Here is a 17745-nt window from a genome sequence, read left to right as displayed (position 1 = left end):
CCCGCACCAATCACTCAACACAAACAAACATAACAAACCACAACTCGACAACCTCCCGGTCGATCACAATCGAACAAAGAACACCAGTCAAAGTGTTCAAAAACTGAACACGGCGGCGTAGGTTCCGCATGGATCAGTTCGCGCAACGAAGCGAGTTCTCATGCAGAGCCCTACAGAAGTGCCCACCTATCTGGCGGCGGAGCTACGGCTCCCCACCAACTGGCTGGACTACACGATCCTGGCGATCTACTTCGTCGTCGTCCTCGGCATCGGCTTCGCGGCCCGCCGCTCGGTGCGGACCAGCCTCGACTTCTTCCTGTCCGGGCGCTCGCTGCCCGCCTGGATCACCGGCCTCGCCTTCATCTCGGCGAACCTGGCGGCCACCGAGATCCTCGGTATGGCGGCGAACAGCGCCCAGTACGGCGCCTACACGGTGCACTGGTACTGGATCGGCGCCATCCCCGCCATGGTCTTCCTGGGCCTGGTGATGATGCCGTTCTACTACGGCAGCAAGGTCCGCTCGGTCCCCGAGTTCCTGCTGCTGCGCTTCGACCGGGCGGCTCACCTGCTCAGTTCGATCCTGTTCGCGTTCGCCGCCATCCTGATCGCCGGTGTCAACCTGTACGCCCTCGCGATCGTCGTCGAGGCCCTGCTCGGCTGGCCGCAGTGGGTGGCCATCGTCGTCGCCGGCGCCTTCGTGCTCGCGTACATCACGCTCGGCGGTCTGTCCTCGGCGATCTACAACGAGGTGCTGCAGTTCTTCGTGATCCTCGCCGCCCTCATCCCGATCACCGTGCTCGGCCTGAAGAAGGTCGGCGGCTGGGGCGGCCTGACCGACAAGCTGACCGCCACGCACGGCCAGAACTTCACCAGCGCCTGGGGCGGCACCGGCATCGGCAGCGTCAACCCGCTCGGCGCCAACTGGCTGACCATCGTCCTCGGCCTCGGCTTCGTGCTGTCCTTCGGCTACTGGACCACCAACTTCGCCGAGGTGCAGCGCGCCCTGTCCGCGAAGAACCTCTCCGCCGGGCAGCGCACCCCGCTGATCGCCGCCTACCCGAAGATCTTCATCGTCTTCCTGGTGATGATCCCGGGCCTGGTCGCCGCCGCGCTGGTCCCGAAGATCGGCACCTCCGGCTCCGGCCTGCAGTACAACGACGCCATCCCGTACCTGATGCAGGAACTGCTGCCCAACGGCGTGCTCGGCATCGCGGTCACCGGTCTGCTGGCGGCGTTCATGGCGGGCATGGCGGCGAACGTGTCGTCGTTCAACACGGTGTTCACCAACGACATCTGGGCCAAGTACGTGGTGCGCGGCCGCGAGGACGCCTACTACGTGCGCTTCGGCCGCCTGATCACCGTGGTCGGCGTCTGCGCCTCCGTCGGCACCGCGTTCCTGGCGTCCTCGTTCTCGAACATCATGAGCTATCTGCAGACGCTGTTCTCCTTCTTCAACGTGCCGATGTTCGTGGTCTTCATCGTCGGCATGTTCTGGAAGCGCGCGTCCGCCAAGTCCGGGTTCTGGGGCCTGCTCGCCGGTACGACGGCGGCGATGGTCAACTACTTCGTGTTCTACAAGAAGGGGATCATCTCCATCCCCTCCGACCAGGGCGCGAACTTCGTCTCGGCCATCGCCGGCTTCGTCGCCGGCGCGGTCGTCATGGTCGCCGTGTCCCTGTTCACCAAGCCGAAGCCGGCGCAGGAACTGCAGGGCCTGGTCTACGGCACCCGCTCCCCCGGCATGTCCGAACCGCCCGCCGAGGGCGACGACGCCTGGTACCGCAAGCCCGCCCTGCTGGGCTGGGGCGCGGTCGTCCTTGCCGCCGCCTGTTACATCCCGTTCTCGTTCTGATCGCGGGAGGATGAGGAAACCATGACCGAGCACTCCGACCGCCATCCCTACACCGAAGACGACGTCCAGCGGGAAGTCACCGAGCTGGAGGGCAGGTCCGCGACCGCGGCCCGGATCTTCGACCTGCGCCGCATCATCGGCGGCCTGTTCGTGGTCTACGGCGTCATCGTCACGATCGCCGGCATCACCGACTCCCGGTCGGCCATCGACAAGGCCCAGGGAGTCAACATCAATCTGTGGACCGGGATCGGGATGCTGCTGCTGGGCGTCTTCTTCCTGGCCTGGCTGAAACTGCGGCCGACTCCGCCGCCGCTTCCTCCGGAGGGGCCGGGGGAGGCCGAGAAGTAACCGCCGCCCGACATCGCCGGACGGGGCGCGGGGGCGGATCGCGGTTCCCCGCGCCCCTTGAGGGGCCGGGCGCCGGGGCGGGGTCGTCAGGGCGTCGGGTCCGGGGGTGGTGTGTCTCGCAGGGGGCCCGCGCGGTCCAGGAGGCCCGTTCGGGCCGCCAGGGCCGCCGCTTCCAGCCGGGAACCCACGCCCAGCTTCATCAGCACCCGCTGCACGTGCGTCCGCGCGGTGCTCGGCGCGATGCCCATGCCCGCCGCGATCAGCCGCGTGTCCTCCCCGTCGGCCACCCGCACCAGCACCTCCACCTCGCGCGGTGTGAGCATCTCCAGCAGTCGCTGGGCCTCGTCGTCGGGCTGCGCGGCCGGATTGAGCAGTTCGCCGAACGCCCCCTGCAGCAGCTGCGGGGCCACCGCCGCCTCCCCGGCGCGGGCCTTGATGATGGCCCGCTCGACCCCCTCGATCCGCTCGTCGTGCCGCACGTATCCCGACGCACCCGCGGCGAAGGCCGCCGCGATCCCCCGCGGCGAGGGCACGGGGCCCAGGACGAGCATCGCGACCTGCGGCCGCTCCCGCTTGATCTTCACCACCGGGTCGAAGACGCCCGGCTCGGCCGGTGCCGCCGTACCCAGCAGGCACACCTCCGGCGCCCGTGCGATCACCAGGTCCGCCGCACCCGCGGCCGGTGCCGCCGCGGCCAGCACCCGGTGCCCACGGAGCTTGAGAGCCGACGCCAACGCCTCCGCGAGCAGGCGATGGTCGTCGACGACCATGAGCCGCACTCCCATAGAGCAACCCCCCAGTCCCCCCCATGGATGCCCCACTATGGACGCCCACGGGTCCGCAAGGACAGAGGGCCCCCCGGCACCCCGCCCCTCAACCCCCCGGAAGCTACACGCTTGTTCGACGTCTCGCTGCCTCTACGCGGAGAAGTGCCCCGGATCGATGAAATCGGGGCACTTCTCGGTAAGTCACCCATTCGGGCGAGAGCGGCGGGGCCGCCCCTGCCCGGCCGGTCAGCCGTCCGTGCCGAACGCCAGGACCAGGTACTCGTTCAGGCTCGACTTCCTCGTCGCGGTGTACACCTGGGACATGTACAGCCGTCCGTGCCCGAAGAGGATCTCGGCGTACTCGGGGCTCATGCTGCCCTCCGCCTGCCGCATGCTCAGGGGGTTCTCCAGCAGCTTGGTCGCCTTGAAGCTGCCGCCGTCGATGCTGACGATCTGACCGCCCTTGTCGTACGGCGGACGCTTGTAGGCGAGCAGGTTTCCGCCGTCCATGCGCAGCGGCGAGAGCGTGGAGTTGTCCCCCGCCTCGATGCGCTGACCGGTCTGCTTGCCGGTGTTCAGGTCGAAGGCGACGATCGCGTTGGTCCGGCTGAGCTCGGAGGACCCGTCGAGTTCCTCGGTCGGCATATACAGCCTGCCGTTGCCGGCGACGATCTGGCGGCAGTCCTCGACGTGGCTGATCCCGTCGCACCGGCCGCCGTAGGTCTTGCCGGGTGCGGAGATACGGGCGAGCAGCCTGCCGGTCCGGTAGTCGATGGAGAAGTAGTCCGAGATGCCGCTGCCGTCACCGGCGCTGTCACCGACGTCGGCGGCCACCACCAGCGGGTCGGTGGAGACGACGGCCGCGTACTCGATCCCCGCGTCCATCTTGTACTCGGAGATCACCTTCCCCGATTTCGGGTCGATGTTCTGGATGTGCAGCTGCCGGTTGCCGTAGTCGCCGCACTTGCGCACCGCGACCAGCCTGGCGCCGCCGCCGTACCCCGCGTCGTAGCAGGAGTCGCCCGGCTTCGGCTGCCACAGCACCTTGCCGGAGTCCAGGTCGAACGCCGCCCCGCCGTCGGTGCTGCCGAGGGCCACGGTGTGCTGAGCGACGGTCAGGTTGCTGAAGCTGACCGGGACGTCACCGGTCTTGGCCGACTTCGTCCACAGCTTCTTGCCCGTGCCGAGGTCGATGCCGGCGACCAGGGTGCAGCCGGGGTAGCTGCCCTGGGTGGGCGGCTTCGGCCGGTAGGCGATCGCCGTACGGCCGTCCGGGTTGACGTGGTCGGTGGTCGCGCAGACCGGGCCGGGCAGCTTGATCGTCCAGGACTTGGTGCCGTCGACGGGGTCGTATCCGACGATCTCGGAGACGCCGGTCTTGGCGTACACCTTGTCGGTGAGCCAGGAACCGGTGGTGCTGACACTGTCCTTGGTGACCGGCAGCGGGACGTTGAAGAGGACCTTGGCCGCGGGGTCGGCCGGCACCTTCTCCTTGCTGCCGGTGGAACCGCCCGTGGAGCCGTCGTCGCCGTTCTTGCCCCCGGAGGAGGCGGTGTCGTGCTTCTTGCCGTCACCCCCGGCGGACTTGGCGTACCAGATGCCGCCGCAGATGATCAGCGCGATGGCGGCGACCGCCGCGACGACGATGAACAGGGTGGTGTTGTTCCGCCCGCCGCCGCCCGGCGCCGGCTGGGGCTGCATCGGCACGGTCGGCGGCTGGCCCGGGTAGCCGTACCCGGGCTGCATGGGCTGGGTCGGCTGTGCGTAGGGGTTCGGCGGCTGGACGCCGTAGCCGGGCGCCTGCTGACCGTAGGCCGGGGGCTGCTGGGCGTACGGGTTCTGCTGCGCGGCGGGGTAGCCGTAACCGGGCTGCGGCGCCGGAGGCTGCGGCGCCGGAGCGGCCTGCGGGTAGCCGTAGCCGGGCTGGGGCGCCGGAGCGGCCTGCGGGTAGCCGTAGCCGGGCTGCGGTGGCTGCGCGGGCGGGCCGGCCGGGGGCTGGGCCGGTGCGGCCGGGGGCTGGGCCGGTGCGGCCGGGGGCGTCGGCGGCCGGCCCTGAGGCGCGTCCTGCGGGGCCGGCGGGGTCTGCGGGTTCGGGTGGCCGTAACCGCCCTGCGCCGGAGGCTGGTTCGGCGGCGGAGGAGGGGGCTGGGTCATGGGAGCGGGTACCTCGGTGAAGCTCGGAAGGCCGTACGGCGGACGGGACGGGGGACTCTGGGCGAGACGCGTGCGCCGGGCTCAGTTGCCGAAGGCCATCATCAGCTTCTCCTTGGAGTCGTCGTTGCCGGACAGCCGGCCGGAGGAGATGTAGAAGCGCCCGTCGGCCCAGTCCACGACACCGTCGTAGAAGGTGTTCTCGATGTCGGCGGCGGCCTTGGGGTTCTGCAGGAGCCGGGTGGCCCGGTGGGAGGAACCGGTGACCGGGATGGACACCACCTGGCCGCCCGCGTCGTACGACGGCTCCACGTACGCGACGAGCTTGCCGCCCTCGACCTTCATCGGGGCCATCGGCTCGTCGGCGGGCGACTTGACGCGCCACTTCTCCTTGCCGTCGGCGAGGCTGATCGCGACGATCTCGTTGGCGCTGCTGAGGGAACTGGTCGGCAGGTAGAGCGTGTCGGCGTCGACCGCGACACCCTGGCAGCCCTGCAGGTCGCGCTCGAGGATCGCCCAGCCGCAGCGGGGGGCGAACTTCTCGTTCACCTTGACCTCGGAACGGAACCTGCCGTCCTTGGTGAAGGTCGAGATGTTCCAGGTCTTCTTCTCCTGGTTGGTCAGGTACACCACGAGCGGGTCGACGGAGTACGTCCGGGAGACCTGCCAGCCCTTCTTGACCGGCTGGGTCCACTTCACCTTGCCGGTCGCCGGGTCGAGTTCCTGGATCTCGTCGTGCGCGTTGCCGGTGCCGGCCCCGCAGGAGGCGACCTGGACCAGCCGGTTCGTGCCGCCCGCGAAGGCGGTCGGGAAGCAGGCGGCTCCGTACCTCTTCTTGTCGTACAGCTTCTTGCCGCTGCCGATGTCGTACGCCGTGCCCGACTGGGAACGGCCCACCATGAGGGTCCTGCCGCTCACGGTGAGTTCGACGCTGAGACTGCTGTCGAACAGCGCGCCGTCGGCGACCTCGGCGTGCCAGCCCTTCGCGCCCGTCTCCAGGTCGATCTGCTGGAGCTGGTTGCACTTGGCGTGGCTGCCCGAGCCGCTCATGTACGCGACGACGATTCTGCCGTCGGCCGACTGCCGCTTGGTGACCGCGCAGATCTTCTGCGGGAGGTCGATCGGGCCCCAGGCGTCCTTGCCGTCGGCCGCGCCGAAGGCGAAGACCTGCTTGTACGCCGCCTTCACCGCGGTCTTGCCGGTGATCCACATACCGGGCGCGTCGGCGCCGGAACCGGGTGCGTCCGGGGCCGACTTGTACCAGAGCACCTTGGCCTCACCGGCCTGCCGGCCCTCGTTGAGGTTCTCCGGGTCGTCGCCGCCGGCACCGCCGCCGGACGCGGTCGGCGAGGCGGAGGCGGCGGAGGACTGCTTGCCGTCGTCGCTCTGCTGCGCGACGGGCTTCTTCTTGCCGTCGTCGCCGGTGACGGCGAGCACGGTGCCGCCGATGACGAGCAGCGCGGCCACCGCGGCACCGATGATCAGCGCCGGCTTCGCCTTGGAGGGCTTGCCCCCGGGGGGAGCGCCGGGCGCGCCCGGGTACGGCGGCTGCTGGGCGTATCCGTAACCGGGTTGCGGCGCCGCGCCGTAGGGGCCCGGCTGCTGCTGCGGGTAGCCGTACGGCCCCGGTTGCTGGGGCTGCTGCGGGTAGCCGTAGGGGCCGGGGGTGCCGGGCGCGCCGTAGGGGCCGGGCTGCTGCGGGTAGCCGTAGCCGGGCTGGGGCTGCGGCGGGCCCGCGGGCGGCTGGGCCGGAGGCGGAGGCGTGGCGGGTGCGCCGCCCTGCGCCGGTGGCGTCTGCGGAGGACCGAATCCACCGCCCTGCGGCGGCTGGTCCGGCGGCGGTCCGAAGCCTTCCTGCGGCGGCTGGTTGGGCGGCTGAGTCATCAGCGCTCTTCCCCCTCGTTCACTGATTTTTAGCCACGCCCTGAGGTTCGTGAATCACCCAAGGTCGTACTCAGACAGTTCTCAGACCGCTCTTTCTATCACCCGGTACCGCCAGCGCACGGTCCCCCGGCCGCCGCTGTTCCCAAGGGAGAACCCGCCTGTGATGCCCTCGTTACGCGCCTTCACGCCCCCTTCACGCCCCGCGCGTCAAGGCCGGTTGCGGGCGCGCAGGGTGGGCGCACGCGCCGGGCCGAAAGTGTGCGCACCCGCCGCCGCGAGCGCCCCTCGCTCTCCCGGGTCACGCGTCCTCGGCCAGTTCCAGCCAGCGCATCTCCAGTTCCTCGCGCTCACCGGCGAGTTCCCGCAGCTGGGCGTCGAGTTCGGCGACCTTCGCGAAGTCGGTGGCGTTCTCGGCGATCCGGGCGTGCAGCTTGGACTCCTTCTCGGAGACCTTGTCCAACTGCCGCTCGATCTTCTGGAGTTCCTTCTTGGCGGCACGCTGGTCGGCGGCGCTCTTCTCCGAGGTGGCCGGCTTGGGCGCCGCGGCGGCGGCCTGCGTGGCGACCGCCTCCTCCATGCCCCGGCGCCGCTCCAGGTACTCGTCGATGCCGCGCGGGAGCATCCGCAGGGCGCCGTCGCCGAGGAGGGCGAAGACCCGGTCGGTGGTGCGCTCGACGAAGAACCGGTCGTGGGAGATGACGATCATCGACCCGGGCCAGCCGTCGAGGACGTCCTCGAGCTGGGTGAGCGTCTCGATGTCGAGGTCGTTGGTGGGCTCGTCCAGGAAGAGGACGTTGGGCTCGTCCATGAGCAGGCGCAGCAGCTGGAGCCGGCGCCGCTCACCACCGGAGAGGTCCCCCACCGGCGTCCACTGCTTCTCCTTGTTGAAGCCGAACGTCTCGCACAGCTGCCCGGCCGTCATCTCGCGCCCCTTGCCGAGGTCGACGCGCTCGCGGACCTGCTGCACGGCTTCCAGGACCCGCAGGGCGGGGTCGAGCTCGGCGACCTCCTGGGAGAGGTAGGCGAGCTTGACGGTGCGCCCGGCGGCGATACGGCCGCCCACCGGCTGCTCGTCGCCCTCCGTGCGGGCCGCCGCCGCCATGGCGCGCAGCAGGGAGGTCTTGCCGGCGCCGTTGACGCCGACGAGGCCGATGCGGTCGCCGGGCCCGAGCTGCCAGGTCACGTGCTTGAGCAGCACCTTCGGACCGGCCTGCACGGTGACGTCCTCCAGGTCGAAGACCGTCTTGCCGAGCCGCGAGGAGGCGAACTTCATCAGCTCGCTGCTGTCCCGCGGCGCCGGCACGTCCGCGATCAGCTCGTTGGCGGCCTCCACCCGGAAGCGCGGCTTGGACGTACGGGCGGGGGCGCCGCGCCGCAGCCAGGCCAGCTCCTTGCGGATGAGGTTCTGCCGCTTGACCTCCTCGGTGGCCGCGATCCGCTCGCGCTCCGCGCGCGCGAAGACGTAGTCCGAGTAGCCGCCCTCGTACTCGTACACCTCACCGCGCTGCACGTCCCACATGCGCGTGCACACCTGGTCCAGGAACCACCGGTCGTGGGTCACGCACACCAGGGCCGACCGCCGGTTCTGCAGGTGCCGGGCGAGCCAGGAGATGCCCTCGACGTCCAGGTGGTTGGTGGGCTCGTCGAGGACGAGCATGTCCTGCTCGTCGATGAGCAGCTTGGCGAGCGCGATCCGGCGCCGCTCGCCGCCGGACAGCGGTCCGATGACGGTGTCGAGGCCCTTCGGGAAGCCGGGCAGGTCCAGCCCGCCGAACAGCCCGGTCAGTACGTCCCTGACCTTGGAGTTTCCGGCCCATTCGTGGTCGGCCATGTCGCCGATGACCTCGTGCCGGACGGTGGCGGCGGGGTCGAGGGAGTCGTGCTGGGTCAGCACGCCGAGGCGCAGTCCGCCGGAGTGGGTGACGCGCCCGGTGTCGGCCTCCTCCAGCTTGGCGAGCATCCGGATGAGGGTGGTCTTGCCGTCGCCGTTGCGTCCGACGACCCCGATCCGGTCCCCTTCCGACACACCGAGCGAGACGCCGTCCAGCAGGGCACGGGTGCCGTACACCTTGCTGACGTTCTCGACATTGACCAGGTTGACGGCCATTTCACTCCTGTGCACGGGGCTGGATCGACATGCGGCTCCGCCGCGTGGCTCAGCCTTCTAGCGTAGGGCCTCAGGGGGTGGCGACGGAGCGCGAGGGGTGGTCACCCTTCGCGACGGCCGCGCTCGGAGCGGCTGCCGCCCGGCCTCAGCGTTCCTGGAGGACCGTCGCCCCCGGCACCGGCCCCGCCGCGATCCGTACCGTCCGGCAGGTGCCCGAGGTGCGCAGCGCCTGCGCCACCTTCTCCGCCGTCCCGGCGTCGCGCGTGAGGAACGCGGTGGTCGGGCCGGAGCCGGAGACCAGGGCGGTGAGCGCGCCCGCCGCCCGCCCGGCGTCGAGGGTGCCGGCCAGCTCGGGGAACAGGGACAGGGCCGCGGGCTGGAGGTCGTTGGAGACGGCCGCCGCCAGGGCGTCCGGGTCGCCCTCGGCGAGCGCCTCCAGCAGCGCCGGGGAGGCCACCGGCTCCGGGATGTCCCGGCCCGCGGCCAGCCGGTCGAACTCGCGGAAGACCGCCGGCGTGGACAGCCCGCGCTCCGCCATCGCGAACACCCAGTGGAAGGTCCCGCCGGCCTCCAGGGGCGTCAGCCGCTCCCCGCGCCCGACTCCCAGGGCCGCCCCGCCCACCAGGCTGAACGGGACGTCGCTGCCCAGCTCGGCGCAGATGTCGAGGAGCTCGGCGCGCGAGGCGCCGGTGCCCCACAGCGCGTCGCAGGCGAGCAGCGCGCCCGCGCCGTCCGCGCTGCCGCCCGCCATGCCGCCGGCGACCGGGATGTCCTTGGCGATGTGGAGGTGGACGGCCGGTTCGAGACCCCGGCGCGCGGCGAGCGCGATCGCCGCGCGCGCGGCGAGATTGCCGCGGTCCAGGGGGACCTGGGCGGCGTCGGGTCCCTCGCAGGTGACGCGCAGTTCGTCGGCGGGCGTGACGGTGACCTCGTCGTACAGGCCGACGGCGAGGAAGACGTTGGCGAGGTCGTGGAAGCCGTCGGGGCGGGCGGCGCCGACCGCGAGCCGGACGTTGACCTTGGCGGGGACGCGGACCGTGACGCTCACTGCTGACGGGCTCCTTGGTGTGCGGGCGTTGTCGACGTTGCTCGGCGGCGGAGGTGCTGTGCCGTGCCGCCCGGCGCTATCCGGCGTCCTGGGCGTTCTCGGCGATGCGGGCGAACTCCTCGACCGTCAGGGACTCCCCGCGTGCCTGCGGCGAGACGCCGGCCGCCGTCAGGGCGGCCTCGGCCGCGGCGGCGGACCCGGCCCAGCCGGCGAGCGCCGCCCGCAGCGTCTTGCGGCGCTGCGCGAACGCCGCGTCGACCACCGCGAAGACCTGCTTCCTGGTGGCCGTGGTCCTGATCGGCTCGGTCCGCCGGACGAGGGAGACCAGGCCGCTGTCGACGTTCGGTGCGGGCCAGAAGACGTTCCGGCCGATGGCGCCGGCCCGCTTCACCTCGGCGTACCAGTTCGCCTTGACCGAGGGCACGCCGTACACCCGGGACCCCGGCGCGGCGGCGAGCCGGTCGGCGACCTCGGACTGCACCATCACCAGCGTCCGCTCGATGCCGGGGAAGGTCTCGAGCATGTGCAGCAGCACCGGCACGGCGACGTTGTACGGCAGGTTCGCCACCAGGGCGGTCGGCGCGGGGCCGGGCAGCTCGGTGACCCGCATGGCGTCGGAGTGGACCAGCGCGAACCGGTCGGCGCGCCCCGGCATGCGCGCCGTGATGGTCGCGGGCAGCGCGGCGGCCAGCACGTCGTCGATCTCGACGGCGGTGACCCGGTCGGCGGCCTCCAGCAGCGCGAGGGTGAGGGAGCCGAGCCCCGGGCCGACCTCCACGACCACGTCGTCGGAGCGGACCCCGGCGGTCCGGACGATACGGCGGACCGTGTTGGCGTCGATCACGAAGTTCTGGCCGCGCTGCTTGGTGGGACGGACACCGAGCGCTGCCGCGAGTTCACGGATGTCGGCCGGGCCGAGGAGGGCGTCAGGGGTGGGGCTGCTCACGGGACAAGGGTACGGGGGCGAAATCGGCCGGATGGCCAGGTCCCCGGCGCCAGGGCCGACGGCGGGCCCCCGCGGGCGGCGCAGCCGGGGCCCCTTCGACCCGCCCGGGCCTCGCCCGGCGCCGACGGACCCGCGCCCGGAGCCTTCAGCTGTGCAGCCGGGCTCCGCAGTGGGGCCAGGGCGCCGCACCCCGGCTCGTGTACAGCTTCTTCGCGCGCAGGGTCTGCTCCTGTGCCGACGCGTCCTGCGGGCGGCCGTGGCCGCCGAGGCTGTGCCAGGTGTGGGTGTCGAACTGGTAGAGCCCGCCGTAGGTCCCCGAAGGATCGACCGCGTGCGGGCGGCCGCCGGACTCGCACGCGGCCAGCGCCTGCCAGTTCAGGTGGTCGGCGCCGTGCACGGAGGGCGGCAGCGGCTTGGTGCCCACCTTCACCACCTGCTTGCGCGGGAGGCGCACCACCTCGGACCTCTCCCGGCGCGGCTTCTGCCGGACCCCGTTGACGGTGCGCACGAGGTAGCTGATCCGCCGCAGTCCGGGCTGCCCGGGTTGCGCCACGACCTCGGTGCCCTTGAAGAGGGAGGGGTCCTCGGTCCGCACCGTCTCGTACGGGATCCGCTCCTCGCGGACCTCCCGGCTGCCGCTCACCCGCAGCACGGTCACCGTCTGCCCGTCGCGCGGGAAGCTGTCGGGCGGGACGGAGGTGGTGTCCTGCCCGTGCAGCGTGATCCCGGCTTGCTCGACGGCCTCCCGGACGGTGGCCGCGTTGGTGCGGACGGCACGGGTCCGGCCGTCGGCCATGATCGTCAAGGCGCGCTCGGTGCGCACGTCCAGCGCCAGCCCGGCGCGTCCGATGCTCTGGGAGCGCGAGGCGGACAGGTACGCGCCGTCCGCGCGCACGCCGATCTCGTCCAGCGCCCCTTCCACCGTGCGCGCGGTCGTCCAGAGCTCCTGCCGCCGGCCGTCCAGCGTCAGCCGCACGGGGCGCCCGTAGCGCACGGCGACCTCGTCGCCGCTGGCCAGCGCCGCACCGGGGGCGGGCGCGATCATGTCGTGCTCCCCCACGCGTACGCCTTCCTCGGCGAGCAGCTCGCTCACGTCGTCGGCGAAGGTGTGCAGCGTGCGCTCCCTGCCGTCGACGCTCAGCTCGATCGCCTTGTCCTCGGCGACGAACGCGGTGGTGCCGCCGGCCAGGAAGGCGACGACCAGGGCCTGCGGCAGCAGACGGCGTACGGCGGACTCGGGGCGCTCGCCGTAGCGCGCCCTGCGCCGGCGCGCGGCGCGCCCGCTCCCCACGGCCCGCGTGCCGGGTCCGGGCGACGGTACGGCGACGTCGTACGCCTCCGGCCCCGACGCCCCACCGGCACGTGTCCCGTCGGCGTGCGATCCGTCCGCATGCTCCCCGTCGTGCGTGCCCGCGTGCGCCCCACCGTCGTGCCCCGCACTCCCGTGCGAGGCACCACCGTGCGGGCCACCCGCATGCGCCCCACCGCCGTGGGCGTCCGACGCGCGCGTCTCCTCGCCCGGCGCGCTTCCGCCCTGGCGCGGAAACACCGGTTCGTCCCCGTGCGGGTGCGGCGGCGCCACGGACGACGCCGGAACCCCCGCCTCGTACGCGGGCCGGTAGGTGTCCTCGTACCCCACCGCGTACGACAGCGTCTGCGCGTCGTGCAGGCCGGGCCACGCACCGCCGCCGTACGGGCCGGGCGGTCCCGGCGGCGCGATGTACGGGCCGTACGCCTGATAGGTCTCGAACTGCGAGTTGCTCACGCCGACGCGCTCCAGAGGGCCAGAGGGGTCCGGATCGGGCCTCCGCAACCTAGCGGAGCGTCCGTCACTCTCCAAAGCGGCACGACTACGCACCGTGCCGCTCGAACCCGGACCCGGGCCGCGTGAGCGTTATCGCATGGTTATGGATGTTGTACGTTCAGTAATCGAAGGCGCGGGCGGTGTTCGCGCCCAGCGCCGTCGCCAGCGCGTCTTCGTCGATGCCGCGCACCGCGGCCATCGCCCGCACCGTGACCGGAACGAGATACGGGGCGTTGGGCCGTCCGCGGTAGGGGGCGGGGGTCAGGAAGGGCGCGTCGGTCTCCACGAGGACCAGTTCCAGCGGGGCGACGGCGAGCGCGTCCCGCAGGTTCTGGGCGTTCTTGAAGGTGACGTTGCCGGCGAAGGACATGAAGTAGCCCTCGCGGGCGCAGACCTCGGCCATCTCGGCGTCGCCGGAGTAGCAGTGGAAGACGGTGCGCTCGGGGGCGCCCTCCTCCTTCAGGACGCGCAGGACGTCGGCGTGGGCGTCGCGGTCGTGGATGACGAGCGCCTTGCCGTGGCGCTTGGCGATCTCGATGTGGGCGCGGAAGGAGCGCTCCTGTGCCGACTTGCCTTCGGGACCGGTGCGGAAGTGGTCGAGACCGGTCTCGCCGACGCCCTTGACCTGCGGCAGTCCGGCCAGCCGGTCGATCTCGGCGAGTGCCTCGTCCAGCGCGGCCTCGCCGCCGGGCTCGCGGGCGCCCTGCCGGGACCAGCCGTCGGGGTCGCCGTGGACGATCCGCGGGGCCTCGTTGGGGTGCAGGGCGACGGCCGCGTGCACGTTCGGGTGGTCCGCCGCGGTCCGCGCCGCCCACCGCGAGCCGTTGACGTCGCAGCCGACCTGCACGACCGTCGTCACGCCCACCGACGCGGCCTTGGCGAGACCCTCCTCGACCGTGCCCGACTGCATGTCGAGGTGGGTGTGGGAGTCGGCGACGGGCACCCCCAGGGGTGCCGGGAGCGGCGGAGCCGCGCTCTTGTCGTCCTTGGGGCTGTGGCGGGCGTTCGAAGGCATGCCCCGATCCTACGAAAGGGGCATGCTCACGACGGCGGCGATCAGCCCCGGCCGCCATGCGCCGGGGTCAGCCCGCCTTGCGCTGGAACGCGTGCAGGAGATCGGACAGGTGCCAGTGGTGCGACTCCCTGCGCTGCGCCGGCGCCTCCGGTATCTCCACCGGAGCCGCCTGGGGTACGGGGTGGTGCTGCGCAGCGCTGCGCACCGACGAGACCTGCCCCGCGCGCATGATCCGCACGACGTGGCCGTCGCAGTTCTGGCAGCTCGGCCGGCTCAGCGGCGAGGGTACGACGCGGCCGTCGGTCACGTACCGCACGAACTCCTGCCCGTCGCCGTCCGTGTGGTGCTCTATCGCGTACGACTGCTCCCAGCCGTGCCCGCAGCGCATGCAGGCGAAGGAATACGACTCGTGGACGACGGCTGTGGCCGAACCGCGGAGACCGGTCTGCCCTGCGATGTCACTCATGCCAGCTCCTCTTGTCCGCTGGACAAGCGCCCCGGTGCCCGGATCTCCCGGGGACTCTGGGGCGAGGGACGGGTGCGTCCCTGCGACCAGTGGACAGTTCCGGTGACCGGAACGCATCAGACCTGTCGACTGTTGGATGCGATTTGGACGTTCCTTGCCGAAAAGGGCCTCTCGGACCCTTCTCCGCTTTGCCATCGGTGACAGGCTTTTGCCGTCCCATGGGGCATACGCTCACCCGAGACCAGCGCTGCTCAGAGGGCGGGTTTGCGCAGGTCAGGGGGCGCACGCGCAGGCGCCACACGACGCTCGCGAGCGGCCCTCGCGCGGGGCGCACGCGCGGCGCGGGGCGGCTGGGCGCGGGCTCAGGACACGGGCCCAGGACACGGGCCCAGGACACGGGGAATCGAGACTCGGGACCCAGGACACGGGGAATCGGGACTCGGGACCCAGGACACGGGGAATCGGGACTCGGGACCCAGGCGACGCGGCTCAGGCCACGGGGCTCACGACACGGGGCTCACGGCAGCGGGCGGGCGGCGCGGACCCAGGGCGCGCAGTGCTGCCCCGCCGCCCGCCACCGCGGAAGGGCGGCCCGATCGCCGTTCGCGCCGGCCCGCTCAGTCACCCGCACGCTTGGCCGCGACCACGGCGTCGAAGACCACCCGCTTGGGCAGCCCCGCCTCCACCGCCACCGCCGCGATGGCCTCCTTGCGACGCTCGCCGGCCTCCTCGCGCACCCGCACCCGGCGAACCAGCTCCTCGGCGTCGAGCTCCTCGGGTCCGGTCTCGGGGGCGCCCTCGACCACGACGGTGATCTCGCCGCGCACCCCCTCCGCCGCCCACCGCGCCAGCTCGGCCAGCGGACCGCGCCGTACCTCCTCGTACGTCTTGGTCAGCTCGCGGCAGACGGCGGCCCGCCGCTCGGCCCCGAAGGCCTCGGCCATGGCGGCGAGGGTGTCGTCGAGCCGGTGCGGTGCCTCGAAGTAGACGAGGGTCCGCCGCTCGTCCGCGACCTCCCGCAGCCGGGACAGCCGCTCACCCGCCTTGCGCGGCAGGAAGCCCTCGAAGCAGAACCGGTCGACCGGCAGCCCGGACAGGGCGAGCGCGGTGAGCACGGCGGACGGCCCGGGCACGGCGGTGACCTTGATGTCCTTCTCCACGGCGGCCGCGACCAGCCGGTACCCGGGGTCGGAGACCGACGGCATCCCGGCGTCGGTCACGAGCAGCACGCGCGCGCCGCCGAGCAGTGCCTCGACCAGCTCCGGGGTGCGGGCGGACTCGTTGCCCTCGAAGTACGACACCACCCGGCCCCCCGGTGTCACGCCCAGCCCCTGGGTGAGCCGGCGCAGCCGCCGGGTGTCCTCGGCGGCCACCACGTCGGCGCCGGCCAGCTCCTCGGCCAGCCGGGGCGGCGCGTCCGCGATGTCGCCGATGGGGGTACCTGCGAGGACAAGGGTTCCGGTCACACCCCCATACTCCCAGGCAGGCCGCCCACCGGGAGCACGAGTTCCCCCGCCCGGCGACGCGGCCCGCGCCGACCTGTACGGCACATGCACGGGACTCGCACAGAACGGTTCCCTACGATGGCGCGGTGACCAGTACCGCGTCCTCCATGGACCTCCGGCAGGGCCAGGCGCCGCACGACCCGCGGCCGTCGTGGCGGCAGCGGCTGCGCCGATTCGGGTACACCCCCGCGACGGACGCGCCCGAGGGCGACGTACGCGCCCGGCTGGTGCCCCCCTACACCGAACCGAGCCCCCGGCTGTGGCGGGCGCTCGGCGTGCCGCCCGTCCTCGCCGAGCGGCTCTCCCGCTGGTCGGGCTGGGGCGGCCCGCTGCTGGTGACGCTGATGGCGGGCGTGATGCGGTTCTGGAACCTGGGCAGCCCGCGCGCGGTGATATTCGACGAGACCTACTACGCCAAGGACGCCTGGGCGCTCGTCCACCACGGCTTCGAGGTCAGCTGGGACAAGTACGGAAAGAACGCCAACGACCTGGTCCTGCAGACGCACGGGCACCTGCGGGTGCCGACGGACCCGGCGTACGTCGTGCACCCTCCGGTCGGCAAGTACGTCATCGGCCTCGGTGAGATGGTCTTCGGGTTCGACCCGTTCGGCTGGCGGTTCATGACGGCGGTGCTGGGGACGCTGAGCGTGCTGCTGCTGTGCCGGATCGGGCGCCGCGTCTTCCGCTCGACGTTCCTCGGCTGTCTGGCGGGCGCGCTGATGGCGATGGACGGCCTGCACTTCGTGATGAGCCGGACCTCGCTGCTCGACGGCGTGCTGATGTTCTTCGTGGTGGCCACGTTCGGCTGCCTGGTCGTCGACCGGGACCGGTCACGGGAGAGACTGGCCGCCGCGCTGCCGGCCGGCCCCGACGGGCGGGTGCGCCCGGACGCGGGCGTAGCGGATACGTTCCGCTTCGGCCTGCGCCCCTGGCGCTGGGCGGCCGGGGTGATGCTGGGCCTGGCCATCGGCACGAAGTGGAACGGGCTGTACGTCATGGTCGCGTTCTGCGTCATGACGGTGCTGTGGGACGTCGGCGCCCGGAAGGTGGCGGGCGCCCGTCACCCGTACGCGGCGGCTCTCAAGTACGACACCGGCCTGGCCTTCCTGGCCACGGTCCCGGTGGCGCTCGTCGTCTACCTGGCCTCCTGGACCGGCTGGATCCTCTCCCCGGCCGACGGCACCGGCGGCTACTACCGCAACTGGGCGGCCAACGACGGCAAGGGCGGCAGCTGGACCTTCCTGCCGGACTGGCTGCGCAGCCTGTGGCACTACGAGCACGAGGTCTACAACTTCCACGTGCACCTGTCGCAGCCGCACACGTACCAGTCCAACCCGTGGAGCTGGATCGTGCTGGGCCGCCCGGTGTCGTACTTCTACGAGTCCCCCTCCCCCGGCAGCGACGGCTGTCCCGCGGACGCCGGCCAGAAGTGCGCGCGGGAGGTACTGGCGATCGGTACACCGCTGCTGTGGTGGGCGGCGTGCTTCGCCATCCTGTACGTCCTGTGGCGCTGGGCGTTCCGCCGCGACTGGCGGGCCGGCGCCATCGCCTGTGGCATCGCCGCCGGTTATCTGCCCTGGTTCCTGTACCAGGAGCGGACGATCTTCCTCTTCTACGCGGTCGTCTTCCTGCCGTTCCTGTGCCTCGCGGTGGCGATGATGATCGGAGCGATCATCGGCCCACCGGGCTCCACCGACACCCGCCGGGTGATCGGCGCAACGGCGGCGGGCGTACTGGTCCTGCTGATCGCCTGGAACTTCATCTACTTCTGGCCCCTGTACACGGGCACGGCGATCCCCATAGACCAGTGGCGGTCGCGGATGTGGCTGGACACCTGGGTCTAGCCGGGCGG

Annotated in this window: 13 protein-coding genes; 3 read left to right on the top strand and 10 right to left on the bottom strand. The window is 72.0% G+C overall.

Translation table 11 applies throughout. The features are described 5' to 3' along the window. The first annotated feature begins 160 nt into the window (after positions 1-160). Positions 161-1852: a sodium:solute symporter family protein gene (locus tag ABVB68_RS02255; RefSeq protein ID WP_353599102.1), complete on the top strand. Its 1692-nt coding sequence runs from the start codon at positions 161-163 to the stop codon at positions 1850-1852. Positions 1853-1873: 21 nt separating this feature from the next. Next, complete coding sequence (locus ABVB68_RS02250; RefSeq protein ID WP_353599101.1) at positions 1874-2200, top strand: hypothetical protein; 327 nt, start codon at positions 1874-1876, stop codon at positions 2198-2200. Positions 2201-2286: 86 nt separating this feature from the next. Here the strand turns inward: ABVB68_RS02250 and ABVB68_RS02245 are convergent, their stop codons facing one another. The 10 genes from ABVB68_RS02245 to rsmI form a co-directional block, all read right to left on the bottom strand. Further along, positions 2287-2985 (bottom strand): helix-turn-helix transcriptional regulator, encoded by a 699-nt coding sequence (locus ABVB68_RS02245; RefSeq protein WP_353599100.1) that lies wholly within the window; start codon positions 2983-2985, stop codon positions 2287-2289. A gap of 228 nt (positions 2986-3213) precedes the next feature. Next, positions 3214-5121 carry an outer membrane protein assembly factor BamB family protein gene (locus ABVB68_RS02240; RefSeq protein ID WP_353599099.1) on the bottom strand — a complete coding sequence of 636 codons (1908 nt, stop codon included), beginning with the start codon at positions 5119-5121 and terminating at the stop codon, positions 3214-3216. An 81-nt stretch (positions 5122-5202) separates the two neighbouring features. Beyond that, a complete protein-coding gene (locus tag ABVB68_RS02235) occupies positions 5203-7002 on the bottom strand; it encodes an outer membrane protein assembly factor BamB family protein (RefSeq protein ID WP_353599098.1) in 1800 nt (599 codons plus the stop codon). A gap of 298 nt (positions 7003-7300) precedes the next feature. Then, a complete protein-coding gene (locus ABVB68_RS02230; RefSeq protein ID WP_353599097.1) occupies positions 7301-9109 on the bottom strand; it encodes an ABC-F family ATP-binding cassette domain-containing protein in 1809 nt (602 codons plus the stop codon). A gap of 145 nt (positions 9110-9254) precedes the next feature. After that, entirely contained in the window at positions 9255-10157 is a 903-nt protein-coding gene (locus ABVB68_RS02225) for a 4-(cytidine 5'-diphospho)-2-C-methyl-D-erythritol kinase (RefSeq protein ID WP_353599096.1), read from the bottom strand. A gap of 76 nt (positions 10158-10233) precedes the next feature. Then, positions 10234-11103 (bottom strand): 16S rRNA (adenine(1518)-N(6)/adenine(1519)-N(6))-dimethyltransferase RsmA, encoded by an 870-nt coding sequence (rsmA, locus tag ABVB68_RS02220; RefSeq protein ID WP_353599095.1) that lies wholly within the window; start codon positions 11101-11103, stop codon positions 10234-10236. Between the two features lie 145 nt (positions 11104-11248). Beyond that, the gene (locus ABVB68_RS02215; RefSeq protein WP_353599094.1) at positions 11249-12868 is read right to left on the bottom strand and encodes a resuscitation-promoting factor; all 1620 of its coding nucleotides are present in this window, start codon (positions 12866-12868) and stop codon (positions 11249-11251) included. 157 nt (positions 12869-13025) lie between these two features. Further along, on the bottom strand, positions 13026-13922 hold the full coding sequence (locus ABVB68_RS02210; protein WP_353599093.1) for a TatD family hydrolase: 897 nt from the start codon (positions 13920-13922) through the stop codon (positions 13026-13028). A gap of 67 nt (positions 13923-13989) precedes the next feature. After that, a complete protein-coding gene (locus ABVB68_RS02205; protein WP_353599092.1) occupies positions 13990-14388 on the bottom strand; it encodes a hypothetical protein in 399 nt (132 codons plus the stop codon). Between the two features lie 617 nt (positions 14389-15005). Next, positions 15006-15854 carry a 16S rRNA (cytidine(1402)-2'-O)-methyltransferase gene (rsmI, locus tag ABVB68_RS02200; protein ID WP_353599091.1) on the bottom strand — a complete coding sequence of 283 codons (849 nt, stop codon included), beginning with the start codon at positions 15852-15854 and terminating at the stop codon, positions 15006-15008. A 125-nt stretch (positions 15855-15979) separates the two neighbouring features. Between rsmI and ABVB68_RS02195 the strand changes: the two genes are divergently transcribed. Continuing rightward, positions 15980-17737, top strand: a complete 1758-nt coding sequence (locus ABVB68_RS02195; protein WP_353599090.1) for a dolichyl-phosphate-mannose--protein mannosyltransferase — start codon at positions 15980-15982, stop codon at positions 17735-17737. Positions 17738-17745 lie beyond the last annotated feature (8 nt).

This window comes from Streptomyces sp. NPDC096012, assembly GCF_040426375.1.
In the GTDB taxonomy this organism is placed as follows: Bacteria; Actinomycetota; Actinomycetes; order Streptomycetales; family Streptomycetaceae; genus Streptomyces.
The sequence above is the reverse complement of the archived record's forward strand: the minus strand, read 5'-3'. Positions and strand labels throughout refer to the sequence as shown.